At 68.2% G+C, this 15,076-nt stretch carries 19 protein-coding genes; 17 read left to right on the top strand and 2 right to left on the bottom strand.

Annotation, left to right across the window (positions count from 1 at the left end):
- Positions 1-471: 471 nt before the first annotated feature.
- Positions 472-1,803, bottom strand: coding sequence for a sugar transferase (locus ACFY0U_RS34555; protein WP_388642510.1), 1,332 nt, complete (start codon positions 1,801-1,803; stop codon positions 472-474).
- A gap of 1,286 nt (positions 1,804-3,089) precedes the next feature.
- Here ACFY0U_RS34555 and ACFY0U_RS34550 point away from each other — a divergent pair.
- Together ACFY0U_RS34550 and ACFY0U_RS34545 are read left to right on the top strand one after the other, a co-directional pair.
- Positions 3,090-4,325, top strand: a complete 1,236-nt coding sequence (locus tag ACFY0U_RS34550) for a helix-turn-helix domain-containing protein (protein ID WP_388642509.1) — start codon at positions 3,090-3,092, stop codon at positions 4,323-4,325.
- The gene (locus ACFY0U_RS34545) at positions 4,322-4,885 is read left to right on the top strand and encodes a flavoprotein (protein WP_388642507.1); all 564 of its coding nucleotides are present in this window, start codon (positions 4,322-4,324) and stop codon (positions 4,883-4,885) included. Before ACFY0U_RS34550 ends, ACFY0U_RS34545 begins: the two co-directional genes overlap by 4 nt.
- A gap of 213 nt (positions 4,886-5,098) precedes the next feature.
- On the opposite strand, the gene ACFY0U_RS34540 is transcribed toward ACFY0U_RS34545, so the two are convergent.
- Entirely contained in the window at positions 5,099-5,494 is a 396-nt protein-coding gene (locus ACFY0U_RS34540; RefSeq protein ID WP_388642506.1) for a GntR family transcriptional regulator, read from the bottom strand.
- A gap of 162 nt (positions 5,495-5,656) precedes the next feature.
- Here ACFY0U_RS34540 and ACFY0U_RS34535 point away from each other — a divergent pair, with 162 nt between their 5' ends.
- The 15 genes from ACFY0U_RS34535 (at position 5,657) to ACFY0U_RS34465 (ending at position 15,075) form a co-directional block, all read left to right on the top strand.
- On the top strand, positions 5,657-5,947 hold the full coding sequence (locus ACFY0U_RS34535; RefSeq protein ID WP_388642505.1) for a hypothetical protein: 291 nt from the start codon (positions 5,657-5,659) through the stop codon (positions 5,945-5,947).
- Positions 5,944-6,087: a hypothetical protein gene (locus ACFY0U_RS34530; RefSeq protein WP_388642503.1), complete on the top strand. Its 144-nt coding sequence runs from the start codon at positions 5,944-5,946 to the stop codon at positions 6,085-6,087. The genes ACFY0U_RS34535 and ACFY0U_RS34530 overlap by 4 nt, the downstream gene beginning before the upstream one ends.
- Positions 6,087-7,088, top strand: coding sequence for a DUF2637 domain-containing protein (locus ACFY0U_RS34525; RefSeq protein WP_388642501.1), 1,002 nt, complete (start codon positions 6,087-6,089; stop codon positions 7,086-7,088). The genes ACFY0U_RS34530 and ACFY0U_RS34525 overlap by 1 nt, the downstream gene beginning before the upstream one ends.
- On the top strand, positions 7,085-7,735 hold the full coding sequence (locus ACFY0U_RS34520) for a GGDEF domain-containing protein (RefSeq protein WP_388642500.1): 651 nt from the start codon (positions 7,085-7,087) through the stop codon (positions 7,733-7,735). The genes ACFY0U_RS34525 and ACFY0U_RS34520 overlap by 4 nt, the downstream gene beginning before the upstream one ends.
- A complete protein-coding gene (locus ACFY0U_RS34515) occupies positions 7,735-8,142 on the top strand; it encodes an RRQRL motif-containing zinc-binding protein (protein ID WP_388642498.1) in 408 nt (135 codons plus the stop codon). The genes ACFY0U_RS34520 and ACFY0U_RS34515 overlap by 1 nt, the downstream gene beginning before the upstream one ends.
- A gap of 2 nt (positions 8,143-8,144) precedes the next feature.
- The gene (locus tag ACFY0U_RS34510; protein ID WP_388642496.1) at positions 8,145-8,462 is read left to right on the top strand and encodes a hypothetical protein; all 318 of its coding nucleotides are present in this window, start codon (positions 8,145-8,147) and stop codon (positions 8,460-8,462) included.
- Complete coding sequence (locus ACFY0U_RS34505) at positions 8,459-8,635, top strand: pRL2-8 (RefSeq protein ID WP_388642494.1); 177 nt, start codon at positions 8,459-8,461, stop codon at positions 8,633-8,635. Before ACFY0U_RS34510 ends, ACFY0U_RS34505 begins: the two co-directional genes overlap by 4 nt.
- A gap of 124 nt (positions 8,636-8,759) precedes the next feature.
- Positions 8,760-10,997 (top strand): cell division protein FtsK, encoded by a 2,238-nt coding sequence (locus tag ACFY0U_RS34500; RefSeq protein ID WP_388642492.1) that lies wholly within the window; start codon positions 8,760-8,762, stop codon positions 10,995-10,997.
- A gap of 141 nt (positions 10,998-11,138) precedes the next feature.
- On the top strand, positions 11,139-11,420 hold the full coding sequence (locus tag ACFY0U_RS34495; RefSeq protein ID WP_388642490.1) for a hypothetical protein: 282 nt from the start codon (positions 11,139-11,141) through the stop codon (positions 11,418-11,420).
- 3 nt (positions 11,421-11,423) lie between these two features.
- The gene (locus ACFY0U_RS34490; RefSeq protein ID WP_388642489.1) at positions 11,424-11,612 is read left to right on the top strand and encodes a hypothetical protein; all 189 of its coding nucleotides are present in this window, start codon (positions 11,424-11,426) and stop codon (positions 11,610-11,612) included.
- A gap of 10 nt (positions 11,613-11,622) precedes the next feature.
- Positions 11,623-12,228, top strand: a complete 606-nt coding sequence (locus ACFY0U_RS34485) for a hypothetical protein (RefSeq protein WP_388642487.1) — start codon at positions 11,623-11,625, stop codon at positions 12,226-12,228.
- Positions 12,229-12,231: 3 nt separating this feature from the next.
- Positions 12,232-12,741, top strand: a complete 510-nt coding sequence (locus ACFY0U_RS34480; protein ID WP_388642486.1) for a hypothetical protein — start codon at positions 12,232-12,234, stop codon at positions 12,739-12,741.
- Positions 12,742-12,830: 89 nt separating this feature from the next.
- Entirely contained in the window at positions 12,831-13,730 is a 900-nt protein-coding gene (locus ACFY0U_RS34475; RefSeq protein ID WP_388642484.1) for a bifunctional DNA primase/polymerase, read from the top strand.
- Entirely contained in the window at positions 13,727-14,884 is a 1,158-nt protein-coding gene (locus ACFY0U_RS34470) for an AAA family ATPase (RefSeq protein WP_388642482.1), read from the top strand. Before ACFY0U_RS34475 ends, ACFY0U_RS34470 begins: the two co-directional genes overlap by 4 nt.
- Complete coding sequence (locus ACFY0U_RS34465; RefSeq protein ID WP_388642481.1) at positions 14,881-15,075, top strand: helix-turn-helix transcriptional regulator; 195 nt, start codon at positions 14,881-14,883, stop codon at positions 15,073-15,075. Before ACFY0U_RS34470 ends, ACFY0U_RS34465 begins: the two co-directional genes overlap by 4 nt.
- Position 15,076 lies beyond the last annotated feature (1 nt).

Below are 15,076 nucleotides of genomic sequence, written 5' to 3'. Positions count from 1 at the left end.
CGCCACGAAGCCAAATCCCGAACACGCGGCCACACTGGAGTACACCCGGCCGCTCTTCGCCCCGGACACGAGCAGTGGGCCCACGCGCACGGGCGACGCCCCACGGCGAGCACCCACCGGACCATCCGAGTCACTGCCGAACGCCGAGTAAAGCCGCCTCGATCCCCCAGCACCCCACGCCCCACACATACGCGAAGACCCCGCACTCAGCGTTTCCGCTGCTTACGGGGTCTCTGGGCACCTCATACAGGGTGCCCCCGGCAGGATTCGAACCTGCGCACACGGCTCCGGAGCACAATCAGAGTTCGGCTTGCGAATGGTTCCTGACCAGCAGGTTCCTTGATCCACGGAAGCATGTGGTGCCCCCTGTATCGCAGATAGTGCGAAGTCGGAAGTCGCCTCCGGCTCCTGCGCCCATTGACTGGTCGGCTTCGCCGACGGGCTGTAACACCCCGGGTTGTCCCATCGGGGTCAGTAGGCCCCCGTTCCTCGCACCACTGCGGACCCGGTACGCGCCAGGATCGATAGGTCCAGGGCCATGGACCAGTTGTCTACGTAGTAGAGATCGAGCCGGACCGCCTCGTCCCAGGACAGGTCGGAGCGTCCGCTGACCTGCCACAGCCCGGTGAGTCCGGGCTTGACGAGCAGCCGGCGCTTGACCTCCGGCGCGTACTCCTCCACTTCCTCCGGCAGCGGCGGGCGGGGACCGACGAGCGACATGTGGCCCCCGAGGACGTTGATCAGTTGTGGTAGTTCGTCGAGCGAGGTGCGGCGCAGGAAGGAACCGACCCGGGTGATCCGGGGGTCCCGCGGCAACTTGAACACCATCCCGGCGCGGTTGTTGAGGTGCAGGTGCTCTGCCAGCTCTGCCCGCAGGGCCTCAGAGTCAGCCCGCATAGTTCGGAACTTGAGCATGGTGAATTGGTCGCCGAAGCGGCCCACTCGCCGGGTCCGGGACAGGGCCGGGCCAGAGCTGTCCAGCCTGATCGTTAGGGCGATGAGCAGCATGGGCAGCGCCAGCATCAGCAGGAGGCTGGCGGCGAGGGTGCGGTCCATCAGTTCTTTGGGTAGTCGGGAAACCCGGGAAATGTCGGGTCTCTTGATCCGAATTAGTGGAACTCCGTCGGTAGGTCGTACTTCCAGTCGGGAGGCTGACACGTCGGTCAGTACTGGGGCTAGTAGGAAGTCGACATCTTGTACGGCCGCGCTCCAGGACATGCGGCGCAGCACGGCGGGGTCAGCTCCGGGAATCGGTAGGGTGACCAAGGAGCTGATGCCCAGGGCGTGGATAACGTCGTCTATGCGGTCCGTACCACCAAGAACGGGGAGGCCTGCGTCCCGTACCTCCGCGGCATTTTCCGGGTCGCTCAAGCATGCGCCCGCGACCTTGAATTGTTGTGCGTTGCCTCGCCGCATCGCAGAGAATAGGTGCACGATATCGCGTGAGGGTCCAACCAGGAGCGTCGTGCTGCGGTCCAGGCCTTGCCTCCATTTCCTACGCCTACTCCAACGCAGAACCTCCTGGGCTATATAAGAGGAGAGTACTCCCAGCCATAGGGGAATTGTACTTGCACTATTGCTTGAGTCGATTCCCAAAAGAGCATGCGCCAGACTAGCCAGTGCAGTAAGAACAAGCCCATCGACAAGCATGGCGCCGAATGGGTTTTTCTGTCCTAGAGTCTGGAATGAGTACCTACGGCGAGCGAATCGCACCAGAACCCAGGCCGCCCCCAGCAGTACGGCAAACAGCCCTGTATGCGATGGATCGGATTGGTGGAGTGCGGAACCAGCCAGAGTTGTCATACCGGTCAGGTCGACGAAAACCGATCCGAATACGTACTTCCACGGCTTGCGATCTCTCTTGGGGTATGCGATTTCCGAATCCGCTGGCCATCCAGGATCAGGCTCTTCCCTGCTTCCGCCACCCGCGCCTACGGACACCAGAAGGGGGGAAGGTGCAGGCACGGGTGCTGGCTGTGGCTCAGGTGGCAAGTATCCGGTCTGGGCGGGGACCCCCAAAAGCCCTGCGAGGACCCTTCGGGGTAGGTTCATTCTGTCCGGAGATGGGATAATCGGCGCTGGCGGTGGAGAGGCTTCAAGCAAGCCGGAAAGAATCCGTTGGGTAATTTTCCCATCAGTCACTGGCCGCTCCCTCCGGTGAATTCAACACTGCTGCGAGGGCTGGAGCGCCCCTCTGCTGAAGGATCTCCAACCGCGTCAGCCACTTGAGGAATGTTTCCCAGCTGCGCCAAAAGAGATGGAGCCGAGAAACCGAGAGCTATCGCTGCCGCTACGCCACTAATAGATCCACTGGCGCCAAATGCCAAAGCGGTGGCCGAGCCGAGAAGCGTCCGAAAGAACGTCATCCAGAAGTGAGCTGGAATGTCTAGGTATACTCTCACTGAGGGGGGTTTAGCCCTTATTCTGCCGGTTGTTGTCTTTCGTGCTTCCTGCCAGCGTGCAAGACAGTTGAAGATCGAAAGCAGCTCGACCAGGGCACCGCCCGTAGCGCCCAGCAGGGCATACTCCCACCACTGCATATCGCCCCCACCCGCCACTGTTCAGACAGCATGGCAGTGCTGCAACTGACATGCGCGACGCCAGACTAGGTCGTCGGAGCCGCGTGTGTGCCTGTTTCGAGGGTCAGAGTGCTGTCGGAGGATGTCAGTCTCGGATCCTCGGGGGCTGGTGTGCTGGCCGTGAATGAGCGTGCCGGGTCTCTCCGAACTCGGCACACTGGTGAGGCTCAGACCAGCTTTCATACGGCCTTCGTGCCTCGAACGGGCGGCTGGGCCTACTGGCTGTAGCACCTCTGGGTGTTACAGCCGTCTGTAGCCGGACAGCCCGGACACTGGTGCTCTGAGCTGTCCGGTCTCTTTGTGCAGGTGGGAGCCGCAACCGGACAGTCGGACAGCCTGGACACCTCCCGGTATGGCTCCATCAGACCCGGACAATCCGTCCGGGTCCCCTCCTGATCTGTGCCACATGCTGACCATGGCGGGCCGGTAAGGGGCGAGGTCGCTTACCCGTTGCCCGCTGCGTCGGTACCGTGAGAGACGCCCCTACTCGGCAGCGGGAGGCAACACCCCATGCGTGGTCTCGGAGATCACCTCAGCATTGGTGAGCGCATCGCGTTCTACCGTAAGCGCCGCGGTTACACGCAAGAGGTGCTGGCCGGTCTGGTGGGCCGTAGCACTGACTGGCTCGCCAAGATCGAGACTGGGCGCCGGAAGCCACCGCGTATCGACATGCTCGCGGAGTTGTCGCACACCCTGCGCGTGCCCCTTGGGGATCTGCTCGGACAGACCGTCCTCATGGAAGACGAGCGGCAGCAGGATGACGTCCCTGCCGTACGTGACGCCCTCATGAGTCCGCGTCGCCTCTCGCGTCTGCTCTTCGGTCCCGACGCTGAGGCTCAGCTCCCGACGCCCGCCCCTGCGGCCGTACGTGTGGAGCAGGCGTGGAACGACTACCAGGGCGGACGGCTCGGCAGTGTCATCGCTGCCCTTCCTGCTCTGCTTCAGACGGCACAGGAGTTGGAGGAGCGAGCGGCGCGCCGCGGCGAAGACCGTGGCGATTGCTGGGCAGTGTCGGCGCGCACTCACCATCTCGCGGCTACGACACTTGCGAAGATCGGTGAATCGGACGTCTCATGGCTTGCGGCCGAGCGCGCGATGCGAGCGGCGGATGAGTCGGACGACCCGCTCGTGCTGGCATCCGCCGCGCGATCCGGCACGCATGCTCTTCTGGCGAACGGCCGGTACGACGATGCCCTGGAGCTGGGCAACACCGCGGCTGCATGGCTGTCGTCGCGGGTGATCGACAACGACCCCGCAGCGCTGAGCTTGCTCGGGATGATCCACCTGCGCGCTGCCGTCGCCGCAGCACGACACCAGGACCGGCCCACCGCCACGACCTTGTTGGACCGTGCCGAGGATCTCGCGGATGACCTGGGGGCGGATGAAAACTACTGGCAGACCGGGTTCGGGCCCACGAACGTACTGCTCCATCGCCTGTCCGTTGAGCTGGATCTCGACAACATCTCGTACGTCGTGGAGCGCGGCCGGATCAACGTCGACCACATGCCGCAGGAGCGCAGCGTCTCGCATCGCATCGACTTCGCGAGGGCTCTGTCGCTCGCCGGCCACGGAGATGAGGCGTTCGCCGAGCTGCGAACGGCTGAGCGCACGTCGCCGCAGCTCGTACGGAACAATCCGAGAGTACGTGAGACGCTACGGGACCTGATCAAGCAGTCTCCGGTGACCGGTGGCTCGCGTTCGTCTGAGGTGTTCGTGATGGCTCAACGGTGCAGGGCGGTGCAGTGAGTTCAGGCAAGCGCGGGGTGCTCGGAGTCGTCGGGTCGGCGGCCGGGGGCGTAGAGGCACTGCGCATCGGTCTCGTTGAGCCCGCGATGGACCGCGGATGGCAGGTGGCTGTCACACTGACGCCGACCGCGGGTCAGTGGCTGCGGATGAGCGGCGAGGTTGAACGGCTGGAGAAGCTCACTGGCCTTCCCGTGCGTGATGAACCGCGGCTGCCCGGAGAGGCGCCGCCGCATCCGCCCGTTGGTTGCTACGTGGTCGCTCCCGCGTCGGCCAACATGGTCGCCAAGCTTGCGACCGGTCTGATGGACAACCAGGCCCTGACACAGGTGGGCGAAGCCATCGGCACTCTCGGTCTGCCGGTCGTCGTCTTCCCGCGGGTGAACGCCGCGCACGCTCGCCATCCAGCGTGGCAGCGCCACATCGACACCCTGCGGGCCGGGGGAGTGCGCATCGTCGATGGTCCGGACGTATGGCCGTTGTACGAGCCGCGAGAAGCGCCGGCGGGGCGTGAACTCCCGTGGGCGGCGGTGCTGGACGCTGTGGATGAGGCTATTCGATGACGAGTCGTCAACCTGCCTGAGCTGCAAGGAAAGAGGACCCGGACATACTGTCCGGGTCCTCTTTCGTTTCCGGTCGCATGCTCATTGGCATGTCAGGGATCAATGAGCGGAGCAGTGCGAGTGGCCTGACTCTCACCGAGCTCGCCTTGATCGGGGCGAGTTTGAGGGAGGCGCGTACCACGGTCGAAAGCCTGCTGAGGCGTGCCGACGAACTCACGGCAAGGGTGGAGTCCCGTCACCGACTAGCTGTTCAAGGCGGTCGAGTCGCTCACCAAGCAGACGAAGAGCGTCATGAATCGAGCTGAGCTCTGTTGCCAGCGCGGTGAACGCGGGGCTACTGCCCGGCTCGCTGCCGAGCGGCAGCGATGGGTCACGGACGAATGTCCCGCGGCCCTGCTGGGTGAGAATCAGCCCCTCGTCACGGAGCTGGCCGAACGCGCTCTGCACGGTCATGAGCTGCACACCAAGGTCCTTGGCGAGCTTGCGAGCCGCGGGGAGTTGGTCTCCCGGGTCGTACTCGCGGTTCGGGCCCGTGATCTTTTCGCGGAACTCCGCAGCGATCTCCTTGGCTGTGGGCGTCTGCTTGGGCGCTTCTGGGCTCTGCTCCATGGGTTCGAGAGTAACTGGACCTAGGTCAATCTCTGCTTCTAGGCCGGACTCTCTTGACAGTCAGATTGACCTAGGTCAATCTGAAATCGCGACGCCGGGACTCCCCAGCAAGGTCGCCCGGTGTCGCGTCCCTCCCTGTTCCTTCGACTCAGGAGAACGTCCATGCGCACGTACGTCGGCCATCAACAGGCCATCTCTGCTGAGGACTTCGTAGAACTCGCCCTCGGTACCCCGGTTGAGCTGTGGCTCGGGGAGGAGGGGGAGAGTGAGGAGGAGCGCGCGGCCCGTCGGGATGCGGCCCGCGACATCCTCGCCGACTCCCCGCACCTCGCCGACGACGTCTCCCGCGTCGCCGCCGAACTCATCGAGCTGCACCCCGAGTTGGTCAACGTCGTCCCCCTCGCCCGCCCGTCCGGGCGGCGCCGGGCTTCCCGGAAGGGAGCGGCGGCATGAGCGAGGGCGCGAACTTCGAGGACCGGATGTTCCTGGAGAGCCAGGCGGTCTATGAGCGCATCCTCGCCGGTCAGGTCACCGACGTGCAGGCGGAGCTGATGGACGCGCAGTTTCGGGCGTCCGAGGCGGGTGACGAGTGATGGCCACCGCCGTGGAACATGCGGCTGTGCCGCCGCTGACCCGCCCGGAGATGGGGCTCGCCGGTATCGGCGCGCTCACCGCGGCCGGGGTTGGTGCGCTTGGTCTGATCTCCTCCTTCGACGCGGTGTCGTCCGCCGCGCTCCGGTGGGGGTTCTCCGCGCCGTGGATGCTGCCGGTCGGTATCGACGTGGCCATCCCGGTGTTCACCGTGGCCAACCTGCTGCTGATCCGCATGGACATGGCGCTGGCGTGGGTGCGGTTCGTGCCCTGGGTGCTCACGCTGATCACGTGCGGGCTGAACATCGCGGCTGGACACTCCCTGTCGGCCAAGGTCGCGCACGGCACGATGCCGCTGCTGTGGGTGGTGTTCTCCGAGATCGGCGCGCACATCTACGCCGTCCGTATCGGCGCCGCGACCGGTCGCCGTATGGAGAAGATCCGGTTCTCCCGCTGGCTGCTCGCCTTCCCGTCCACCTTCGCGCTGTGGCGTCGCATGACGCTGTGGGAGATCACCTCCTACTCCGATGCGCTGGCGCGGGAGAAGGAACGGCAGTTGGCCCGCGCGGACTTGCGCGAGCGCTACGGCCGCTCGTGGCGTTCGAAGACCCCGCGGCGTGAGCGCGTGATGCTGCGCATGGGCGACCTCGCCCCCACCGGCGCCGTGCTGGTCGACTCCGAGCCGGAGCCGGGGCCGGTTCCGCAGGTTCCGCAGGGTGCGGCGCCCAAGGGTCCGCGGAAGCGGCCCGCCAAGGGCAAGGCCAAGACGCAGCGCACCTTCGAGGAGCTGGTGACGGAGGCGCGCGAGGTGACCGAGGACTGGCCGGAGGCGGAGCTGACCGCGGACCGTATCCGCACCACGCTGCATGTCTCGCAGGCCAACGCCCGCACGTTGCGGGACCAGTTGAAGGCCGAGCGTGCCAACGGCCCGGTGCTGCAACCCGTTGACGTCCCGGCCGCCGGGCTGGCTGAGGACGACCAGCGCGCGGAGGTGGCCGCGTGAGCACTCTGGCCACGATCCTGCTGTCTGCACTTCCGATCACTGCCGCATGGGCGGTCCATGTGTGGTGGCTGCGCGGCTGCCTGAACAGTGCCCGGCGTGACCCGCTCACCGGCCTGCGCACCCGCGACGGCTTCACCCGCCGCGCCACTGCCCTGCTCAGGGACCCGCGTGCGGTCGTGGTGCTGGCTGACGTCGACCGGTTCAAGCAGATCAACGATACCTTCGGGCATCCGGCCGGTGACGCGCTGCTCAAGGCAGTTGCTGACCGTCTCGCCCACCACGTCGGCCCGTCCGGGGTTACCGGGCGGCTCGGGGGCGATGAGTTTGCCGCCGTCCTGATCGACGACCACGAGCTGACCGCGGGCATGCTGCCGCTGCTGCACCATGTCCTCGCCCGCCCGGTCGACGGCCAGGACCCGGCCGTGCACACCACTGTGTCGCTGGGCTGGGTGCGTGCCGCGGACTTCCCCGCCGATGACCTGTCCGGCCTGCTGCGGCGGGCGGATGAGGCGATGTATGCGGCCAAGCAGGGCCGCGCCGGCACCCGCCGCGCCGGGCTCGGCCGGCTGTTCGCCACGGTCGCCGGGCGCCGGTCCGGACGCCCCGGCGCCCGCACCGACGCTCCCACGGTGGGGGTGGCGGCCTGATGGGCACCGCCTACACCAAGTGCTACGACCCGACCGGCGTCCGGTTCGGCGTCCCGACCTTTCCGTGGCGTTTCGCCCCGGACGGCTACGCCACCCGCCGCCAGTTGCGCGAGCAAGGGTTACGTCCCGGCGGTCAGCCGGTGGCGGCGCAGGTGATGCGCCGGCACCGGGGCCGCAAGGCCGGTGTGCAGGTCGCTTACCTGTACCGCGAGGACCTCGCCAAGCCGGTGCGGCCGATGACGTCGCGCAAGTGGGGCGCCCTCGCGCTGGCGATGCTCGCCCGCCGCACCTGCCCCGTCTGCCAGGTCACCTACAGCTACTGCATGCCGACCTCGCTCGGCATGTGCCTGCTGTGTGCCTACCCCGCCACCCAACCCGCCAACTGCACGTCCCCGAGGAGGGGTTGACCATGGGCAAGCCCAACACCCGCCGTCAGGACCGTGAAATCCTGCTCGTACAGCGCAAGATCGAGGCGGTTCGCAGGCAGGAGTGGTGGCCGCTGACCGGCTCCGAGCGCCGCCAGATCATGACCGCCCTCGCCGGAGGCTCGCTGAAGGTGGCGCGGGGCAAGAGCCCTGCCCGCGCGGAACGCAAGTTGGATGCGGTGACGCAGTCGGTGATGAAGCGGCTCGCGTCGGAGCTGAGCGCGCTGGAGAACGAGCGGCAGCGCATCGTGAACGCCGCCACCGCCGCCAAGGCCGCCCGTAAGTCCTCGGGGTGGTGGTGACCGTGGCCCGAACAGAGACGCCTGCGGGCGAGTGCCCGCAGTGCTGGCAGCACGCCAACGACCGGCGTGCACACCGCCACCTCGCCCCTCGCGAGGACTGCCCGCAGTGCGTCGACCACATGGTCAACGGCCACCCCTACATCGTGCCCAAGCAGAGGACCCGTCGGCGGTGACCGTGCCGACGACGCGCGCCCGCACCACCGTCTGACCTGCTCGCAAAGTTCCGGCGGGGCCCGTCCGCTCACCTCCTACAGCGACGGACCGGCCCCGCCTTTCTCCCCTTGGAAGGGACCTTCAGTGAAGCACCCCGACGACGACCACGAACTCTTCAACCGGCTTGAAGCCGAGTTGGCCGCCGACTCGCGCCCCGACTCCGGGGGTGAGGTGGTCGACCTCGACAAGGCACGGTCGGCCCGTACCGAGTCGGCCGACCCGACCGCCCGACCCGACGCGGTCGGGTCGGCCGACCCGGAGCGTGGTGGGTCGGGTGATGGGTCGGGTGACCCGACCGCCCGCCGGATGGTCGACCAGCCGACGCCGACCGCGACCGGTCCGGGCTACCTCGGTCGGCTCGCCGGAGCGCGGCGCCGTGCGGTCGTACCCGTCTGGCTGCGCTCCACAGCGGAGCTGCGCACCGCCACCACGTGGGTGGCCCGCCACTACGCCCACGCGGCCGGGTATCACGCGCTGCGCGCCCCGGTCTACGCCGCCCGCCTCGCCTTCCAGGCCCCCACCGGCGCCGTCCGGTTCATCGGAGGGACCGCGCGGTGGGTGGCCGACCGCGAGGGCGAACCGGTCCGCCTCGCCGCCGTGCGCCGCGAGGATGCGGCGGAGTATCTGAAGCTGTCGCGGCAGCGTGACGGCCGGGTCCGCCTGCGCACCCTCGTCACGGTGCTGGCGATGTTCGTCGGGCTTGGCCTGGCGCTCGCCCTGTATGTGCTGGCCCCCGACTGGCTGCAAGCCGTCTCGGTCGGCACGGTCGTCCTCGCCCTGGGGGCGGCCGGCCGCAAGGCGGACGCGCCAGTCATCCACCGCGCCGTGGAACTGCCCAAGGCGGTCAAGCTCACGTCGGACATCGTGCTGCGCGCACTCGGGGCGCTCGGAATCCCCGCCATCAACCAGGCACAGTCCAAGGGCCGGGACGGGTTCGAGTTCACCGCCCCCATCACCCGCGACGGCCCCGGCTGGCGCGCGGAGGGCAACCTCCCCTACGGCGTCACCGTCACCGACGTCATCGAGCGCCGCGACCGGCTCGCCTCCGGCCTGCGCCGCCCGCTCGGGTGCGTGTGGCCCGAGGCAGTGCCGGACGAGCACACCGGCCACTTGGTGCTGTGGGTCGGTGACCAGGACATGAACAAGGCCAAGAAGCCTGCATGGTCGCTGCTCAAGTCGGGGTCGGTGGATCTGTTCAAGCCGGTCGCCTACGGCACTGACCAGCGCGGACGCTGGATCGAAGTCACGCTGATGTACATCGCGGGCATCATCGGCGCCATCCCGCGTATGGGCAAGACGTTCCTGCTGCGTCTGCTGCTGCTTATCGCCGCCCTGGACCCGCGTGCGGAGCTGCACACCTACGACATGAAGGGCACCGGTGACCTGGACCCGGTCGGCAACGCCGTCTCCCACCGGCACGCTGCCGGAGATGACGACGAAGCGATCCTGTACGCGCTCAACGACTGGCGGGCGCTGCGCGAGGAACTGCGCCGCCGCACCAAGGTGATCCGCTCGCTGCCGCGGGACATCTGCCCCGAGTCGAAGGTGACCAGCGCTCTTGCCGACAAGCGCTCCCTGGGCCTGCATCCGATCGTGATCGGGGTGGATGAGTGCCAGGTGCTCTTCGAGCACCCCGAGCATGGCAAGGAGTTCGAGGAGATCGGCACCGACCTGGTCAAGCGCGGTCCGGCCACCGGCATCGTGCTGCTGCTCGCCACGCAGCGCCCGGACGCCAAGGCACTGCCTACCGGCATCTCGGCGAACGCGTCGGCGCGTTGGTGCCTGAAGGTGATGGGCCAGCTGGAGAACGACATGGTCCTGGGCACGTCCGCGTACAAGCGCGGGGTGCGGGCGACCATGTTCGCCTGGGGAGACAAGGGCATTCACTACTTCGTGGGTGAAGGCTCCGATGCCCGCATCGTCTCCTCCGTCTACGTGGACGCCCCGGGCGCCGACACGATCGCCGCCCGCGCCCGCCGCACCCGCGAGAAGGCTGGACTGCTGTCCGGCTACGCGCTGGGGGAGGCACCCGAGCCGGTCGCGTCCGGCTACGACCTGCTCGCCGACATCCTCGCCGTCGTCCCGGCCGATGAGCCCAAGGTGTGGTCCGAAACCGTCGTCGCCCGCCTCGCCGACCTGCGCGAGGACGTCTACAGCGGCTGGGACCCCGAGGGGCTCGCCGCCGCGCTCAAGCCGCACGGGGTTTCCACCATCCAGGTGGGGCGCCGGGTCAAGGGCAAGGTGGTCAACCGGCGCGGTATCGACCGCTCCCACATCGTCGCCGCGATTGCGGAGCGTGACGGGACCCGGGGCGCGGGCTGACACTCCGGGGCCGCTAACGATAGCGGCACACCCCGCTAACGTTAGCGGCCCCGCTAGCGCCCCAAACAGGCTCTGATCAGGCCGCTAGCGGATAGCGGCCCACCTGCGGAAACCCCTGGAAACCGCCTGGAAGGGCCTTTCATGCCCCTGATCCTGCTCGCTATCACCCTGCTCGTCAATGTCACTCTGTGTTACGTCGCCGTGTGTGCTGCCTCGCCGTTCGGCAACTGCCGCAAGTGCTCCGGCTGGGGCTTCGCGTTCAAGACCGACCGCAAGGGCCGCATGAAGCGCGGCAAGGACTGCCGCCGCTGCCAGGCCACCGGCAAGCGCATACGCGTCGGCCGCTGGCTCTACAACCGGTGGGCCCGCATCTACCGCGCCGGCACCGACACCCCCGCCACCACGCCTGCCTCGAAGGGATAACCGATGGCCGTCACCGTCTCCCTGGTCTTCCTGTTCGGCCTGGTCCTGTTCTTCCTGCTGCGCTCCAACACCCTCGGCTACGGCTCCGCGTTCATCGCCGTGATGTTCGGCTTCTACCTCGCCTCCACCGGCGTCTCTGAGCCGGTGACCGAGCTGACCGCCGCCGTCGTCAACGCCCTCGGCAAGATCTAGGAGGCCAGCCATGAACGAGCCCACCACCGCCCGGCATTGGGCCGCGGCGGCGCTACCCAAGGCGGCCCCCGCCATCGCCACCACCACCGTGCTCGCACTGGCCCGCATCTGGAACGCCAACGGCGCCGAACACAGCATCGGCAACGCCGCGTTGATGACCGCCCTGTCTCTCGGGGCCGCCGCCGCGGGAGTGGTCGCGGGCAACGCAACCGGAGACTCCGTGCTTGTCGGGACCGCGTTCGCCGCCTCCGGCGCCCTCGCCTTCGCCGGGGTCGCCGGATACGCCGACGGCCTGCCCCTGCCGCTGCTGCTGTGGTCGCTGGCCACGGCCGGCGCCTACGGACTCGCCGCCCGCTACTGGCGCACCGACCGCCGCGAAACCGTCGCCTACCAGCGGGAGACCAGCGAGCGACGCGAGGAGTACGCCCACATCGAGCGCGTCGAAACCCTCCGCTCCACCACACAGATCGAAGTGGCCCGCAGCGGCGCCGCCTACGCCGAATCCCTCGCGCAAGCGCTCGTTCATCGCGCCGCCCTGCCGGGCTTCGACCCCGCCGCCCTGCAAGCCGCGGGACTGCCCCAACTCCCCACCGCCGACACGACGAAGGAGTACTGAGTCATGCTCGACATCCGCATCATCTGCGACCCCGACGACAGCGACCGCGTCCACAAGGCCCTGTCCCAGGTGTTCACCACCGGCCCGGTCCGCCAGTACCCCACCCGCGACGGCAAGCGGCTACGGCTGTACGTAAGTGCCGAGCACCGCCCCGACACGGGCCCGTGGCCCACCCCGGAAACGGCCTACGCCCTCGCCCCCAGCATGGTCAGCGAGGTCGGATGGACCGCCGACCAGGCCGCCCGCAAGCCGTTCGGCACCCACCTGCCCCGCGACTTCTGGCTCCGCAAGGCCGCTCTCCTGGACCGCATCGCCCTCCACGGAGAGACCGACGGCTTCCACACCGACGCAGCCGAGGCCGCCATCGAAGCGGCCCATCGGCTGATCGCGTTCGACCGGGACGGCGAGAGCGACTGCCACGGCACTCCGTACGGGCCGGAGAACGCCGTCTCCAACGCCGACCCGCGCGGCTACGTCCGCCAGGAATACACCCACTGGATCAAGAACCAGTAGCAACGCCGCGGCGGCGGGACTCCCCAGCAAGGTCGCCCGCCGCCGCGGTTCTCCCTGCCCATCCGAAGACAGAACAGGAGAACCCCAGCATGCCGCACCCGGACGGCTCCGCCCAGCACGCCGCCGCGCTTGACGCAGCGTCACGCGGCTGGCGCGTCTTCCCTCTCATCCCTGGCGACAAGCGCCCGGCCGTCTCCGACTGGGAGACCCGCGCCACCACCGACCCGGACCGCATCGACCGCGCGTGGTCTGTCGCGGTCTTCAACGTCGGTATCGCCACCGGCCCTTCCGGTCTGATCGTCATCGACCTGGACAAGCCCAAGCACCCGGACGACACCCCGCCAGCCGCATGGGCCGAACACGGCGTCACCGACGGCGCCGACGTACTCGCCGTGCTCTGTGACCGCCACGGCCAGCCCTTCCCCGGGGATACGCATACCGTCCGCACCTGGAGTGGCGGGACTCATCTGTACTTCGCCGCTCCCAAGGGCGAGGAATTGCGCAACACCGCCGGGGACAGCGCTCGCGGGCTCGGCTGGAAGGTCGACACCCGCGCTTGGGGAGGACTCGTGGTCGGCGCGGGTAGCACCTTCGCCGGACACCCGTACGAGGTCACCCGCAACGCCCCCGTGGCGCCCCTGCCGGACTGGCTCGCCGAACTCCTGCGCCCGGCACCGCTGCCCCCGCAGACCCCCATCACGGTCGCCCTCACCGGCCGCGGGAGGCGCACCGCCTTCCTCCGCTCCGCGATCAATAGCGAAGTGGAGCGGGTGACCGGCTCCGGCCCGCACGAGCACAACAACTCGCTCTTCTGCGCCTCGGTCGCCCTAGGACAGCTCGTTGCCGGAGGCGAACTGAGCGAAGCCGACGTCACCGGCTGGCTCCTCACCGCCGCGCTCCAAGTCGGCCAGGGGGAGCGCGAGGCACTGCGCACCATCGCTTCCGGTTTGCGAGCCGGAGCCCGGCGCCCGCGGACGGTCGCGGCATGAGCGCCAACCCCATCCCGCCCCTGCACCTGTACTCCGTGCCCAGCGACGCGGAGACAGTCCCCATGGCGCCGCTCAAACGGGAGCGCCCGCGGACCGCATGGACCGCCGACCAGCTCATGGACGCACATTTCCCTGAGCCGAAATGGGCCGTGCCCGGCATCCTCGCGGAGGGCGTCAGCCTGCTTGCCGGACCGCCCAAGGTCGGCAAGTCCTGGCTCTCTCTCGGGTTGGGCCTGTCGGTCGCGGCCGGGGGCAAGGCCTTTGACTCTGTGCCCGTCGAGGGAGGCCCGGTGCTCTACCTTGCTCTGGAAGACACCCCGCGCCGTCTCCAGACCCGCATGGGCAAGCTGTTGGGCGGACAGCCGGCACCTGCCGGGCTGACCCTGGTCACCGAATGCCCGCCCTTCCCCCAGGGCGGCAGCGAGGCCATCGCCCAGTGGCTGGAACGTAACCCCGACGCGCGCATGGTCGTCATCGACGTGTTCGCCAAGATGCGTGGTCAGGCCCCGCAAGGGGTGTCTGCGTACGACGCTGACTACGTCTCCGTCGGCTACGCCAAGCGGCTTGCCGACCACTACGGCGTGGCCGTCGTTCTGGTCCACCATGTCCGCAAGGCAGGCTCCGACGACTTCCTGACCGAGGTCTCCGGAACCAACGGCATCGCCGGAGCGGCAGACGCCACCCTCGTGCTGAAGCGCGCGCGTGGGCAGGCGGACGGCATCCTGCACGTCACCGGCCGCGACGTGGATGAATCCGAATACGCCCTCAGCTTCCAACCCGCCTCCGGCGCCTGGCATTTGCTGGACGGTCCGGTCACCGACCACACCGTTAGCGACACCCGCGCCACGATCCTGCGTTACGTCCGCGCCCACCCCGGCGCCAAACCCAAAGACATGGCCAGCGAGCTGCCGCACGTGGACCTGGACACGATCCGGCGTACGTGCAACCGCATGGCCGACGCAGGACAGCTCACCAAGGACCCCGGCGGCCGGTACTACCCGGACACCGAGACCCGGATGCAGGACCCCGGAGAGGTGTCCGCACTGTCCGGCTGTCCGGTTGCCCCATCTGACCAGCACGAACACCCCGGACAGTCGGAGTTGGACCTGTCCGCCCTGTCCTGTGAGGACGAAGCCGAGAGGACGGCGGAATGAGCGCCCGTACGTCGGACGAGAAGATGACCGTCAGAGAGGTCATCGCCGATCTGAAGGTCGCCCCATCGACCTTCTACCGGTGGCGCCAACTCGGCAAAGGACCCCGCGCAATCAAGCTCCCCAACGGCGATGTACGGATCCGGCGGTCGGAATACGAACGTTGGCTTACAGAGCGGGAGGACGCTGCGTGAG

It is taken from the genome of Streptomyces sp. NPDC001536 (genome assembly GCF_042894505.1).
Lineage (GTDB): Bacteria > Actinomycetota > Actinomycetes > Streptomycetales > Streptomycetaceae > Streptomyces.
This window is presented reverse-complemented; position numbering and strand designations above follow the sequence as displayed.

Excerpts from the sequence above, each read along its gene's own strand:
- ACFY0U_RS34555 (WP_388642510.1), bottom strand. The coding sequence starts at position 1,803 with ATGACAACTCTGGCTGGTTCCGCACTCCACCAATCCGATCCATCGCAT.
- ACFY0U_RS34550 (WP_388642509.1), top strand. The coding sequence starts at position 3,090 with ATGCGTGGTCTCGGAGATCACCTCAGCATTGGTGAGCGCATCGCGTTC.
- ACFY0U_RS34540 (WP_388642506.1), bottom strand. The coding sequence starts at position 5,494 with ATGGAGCAGAGCCCAGAAGCGCCCAAGCAGACGCCCACAGCCAAGGAG.
- ACFY0U_RS34535 (WP_388642505.1), top strand. The coding sequence starts at position 5,657 with ATGCGCACGTACGTCGGCCATCAACAGGCCATCTCTGCTGAGGACTTC.
- ACFY0U_RS34530 (WP_388642503.1), top strand. The coding sequence starts at position 5,944 with ATGAGCGAGGGCGCGAACTTCGAGGACCGGATGTTCCTGGAGAGCCAG.
- ACFY0U_RS34525 (WP_388642501.1), top strand. The coding sequence starts at position 6,087 with ATGGCCACCGCCGTGGAACATGCGGCTGTGCCGCCGCTGACCCGCCCG.
- ACFY0U_RS34515 (WP_388642498.1), top strand. The coding sequence starts at position 7,735 with ATGGGCACCGCCTACACCAAGTGCTACGACCCGACCGGCGTCCGGTTC.
- ACFY0U_RS34510 (WP_388642496.1), top strand. The coding sequence starts at position 8,145 with ATGGGCAAGCCCAACACCCGCCGTCAGGACCGTGAAATCCTGCTCGTA.
- ACFY0U_RS34495 (WP_388642490.1), top strand. The coding sequence starts at position 11,139 with ATGCCCCTGATCCTGCTCGCTATCACCCTGCTCGTCAATGTCACTCTG.
- ACFY0U_RS34490 (WP_388642489.1), top strand. The coding sequence starts at position 11,424 with ATGGCCGTCACCGTCTCCCTGGTCTTCCTGTTCGGCCTGGTCCTGTTC.
- ACFY0U_RS34485 (WP_388642487.1), top strand. The coding sequence starts at position 11,623 with ATGAACGAGCCCACCACCGCCCGGCATTGGGCCGCGGCGGCGCTACCC.
- ACFY0U_RS34480 (WP_388642486.1), top strand. The coding sequence starts at position 12,232 with ATGCTCGACATCCGCATCATCTGCGACCCCGACGACAGCGACCGCGTC.
- ACFY0U_RS34475 (WP_388642484.1), top strand. The coding sequence starts at position 12,831 with ATGCCGCACCCGGACGGCTCCGCCCAGCACGCCGCCGCGCTTGACGCA.
- ACFY0U_RS34470 (WP_388642482.1), top strand. The coding sequence starts at position 13,727 with ATGAGCGCCAACCCCATCCCGCCCCTGCACCTGTACTCCGTGCCCAGC.
- ACFY0U_RS34465 (WP_388642481.1), top strand. The coding sequence starts at position 14,881 with ATGAGCGCCCGTACGTCGGACGAGAAGATGACCGTCAGAGAGGTCATC.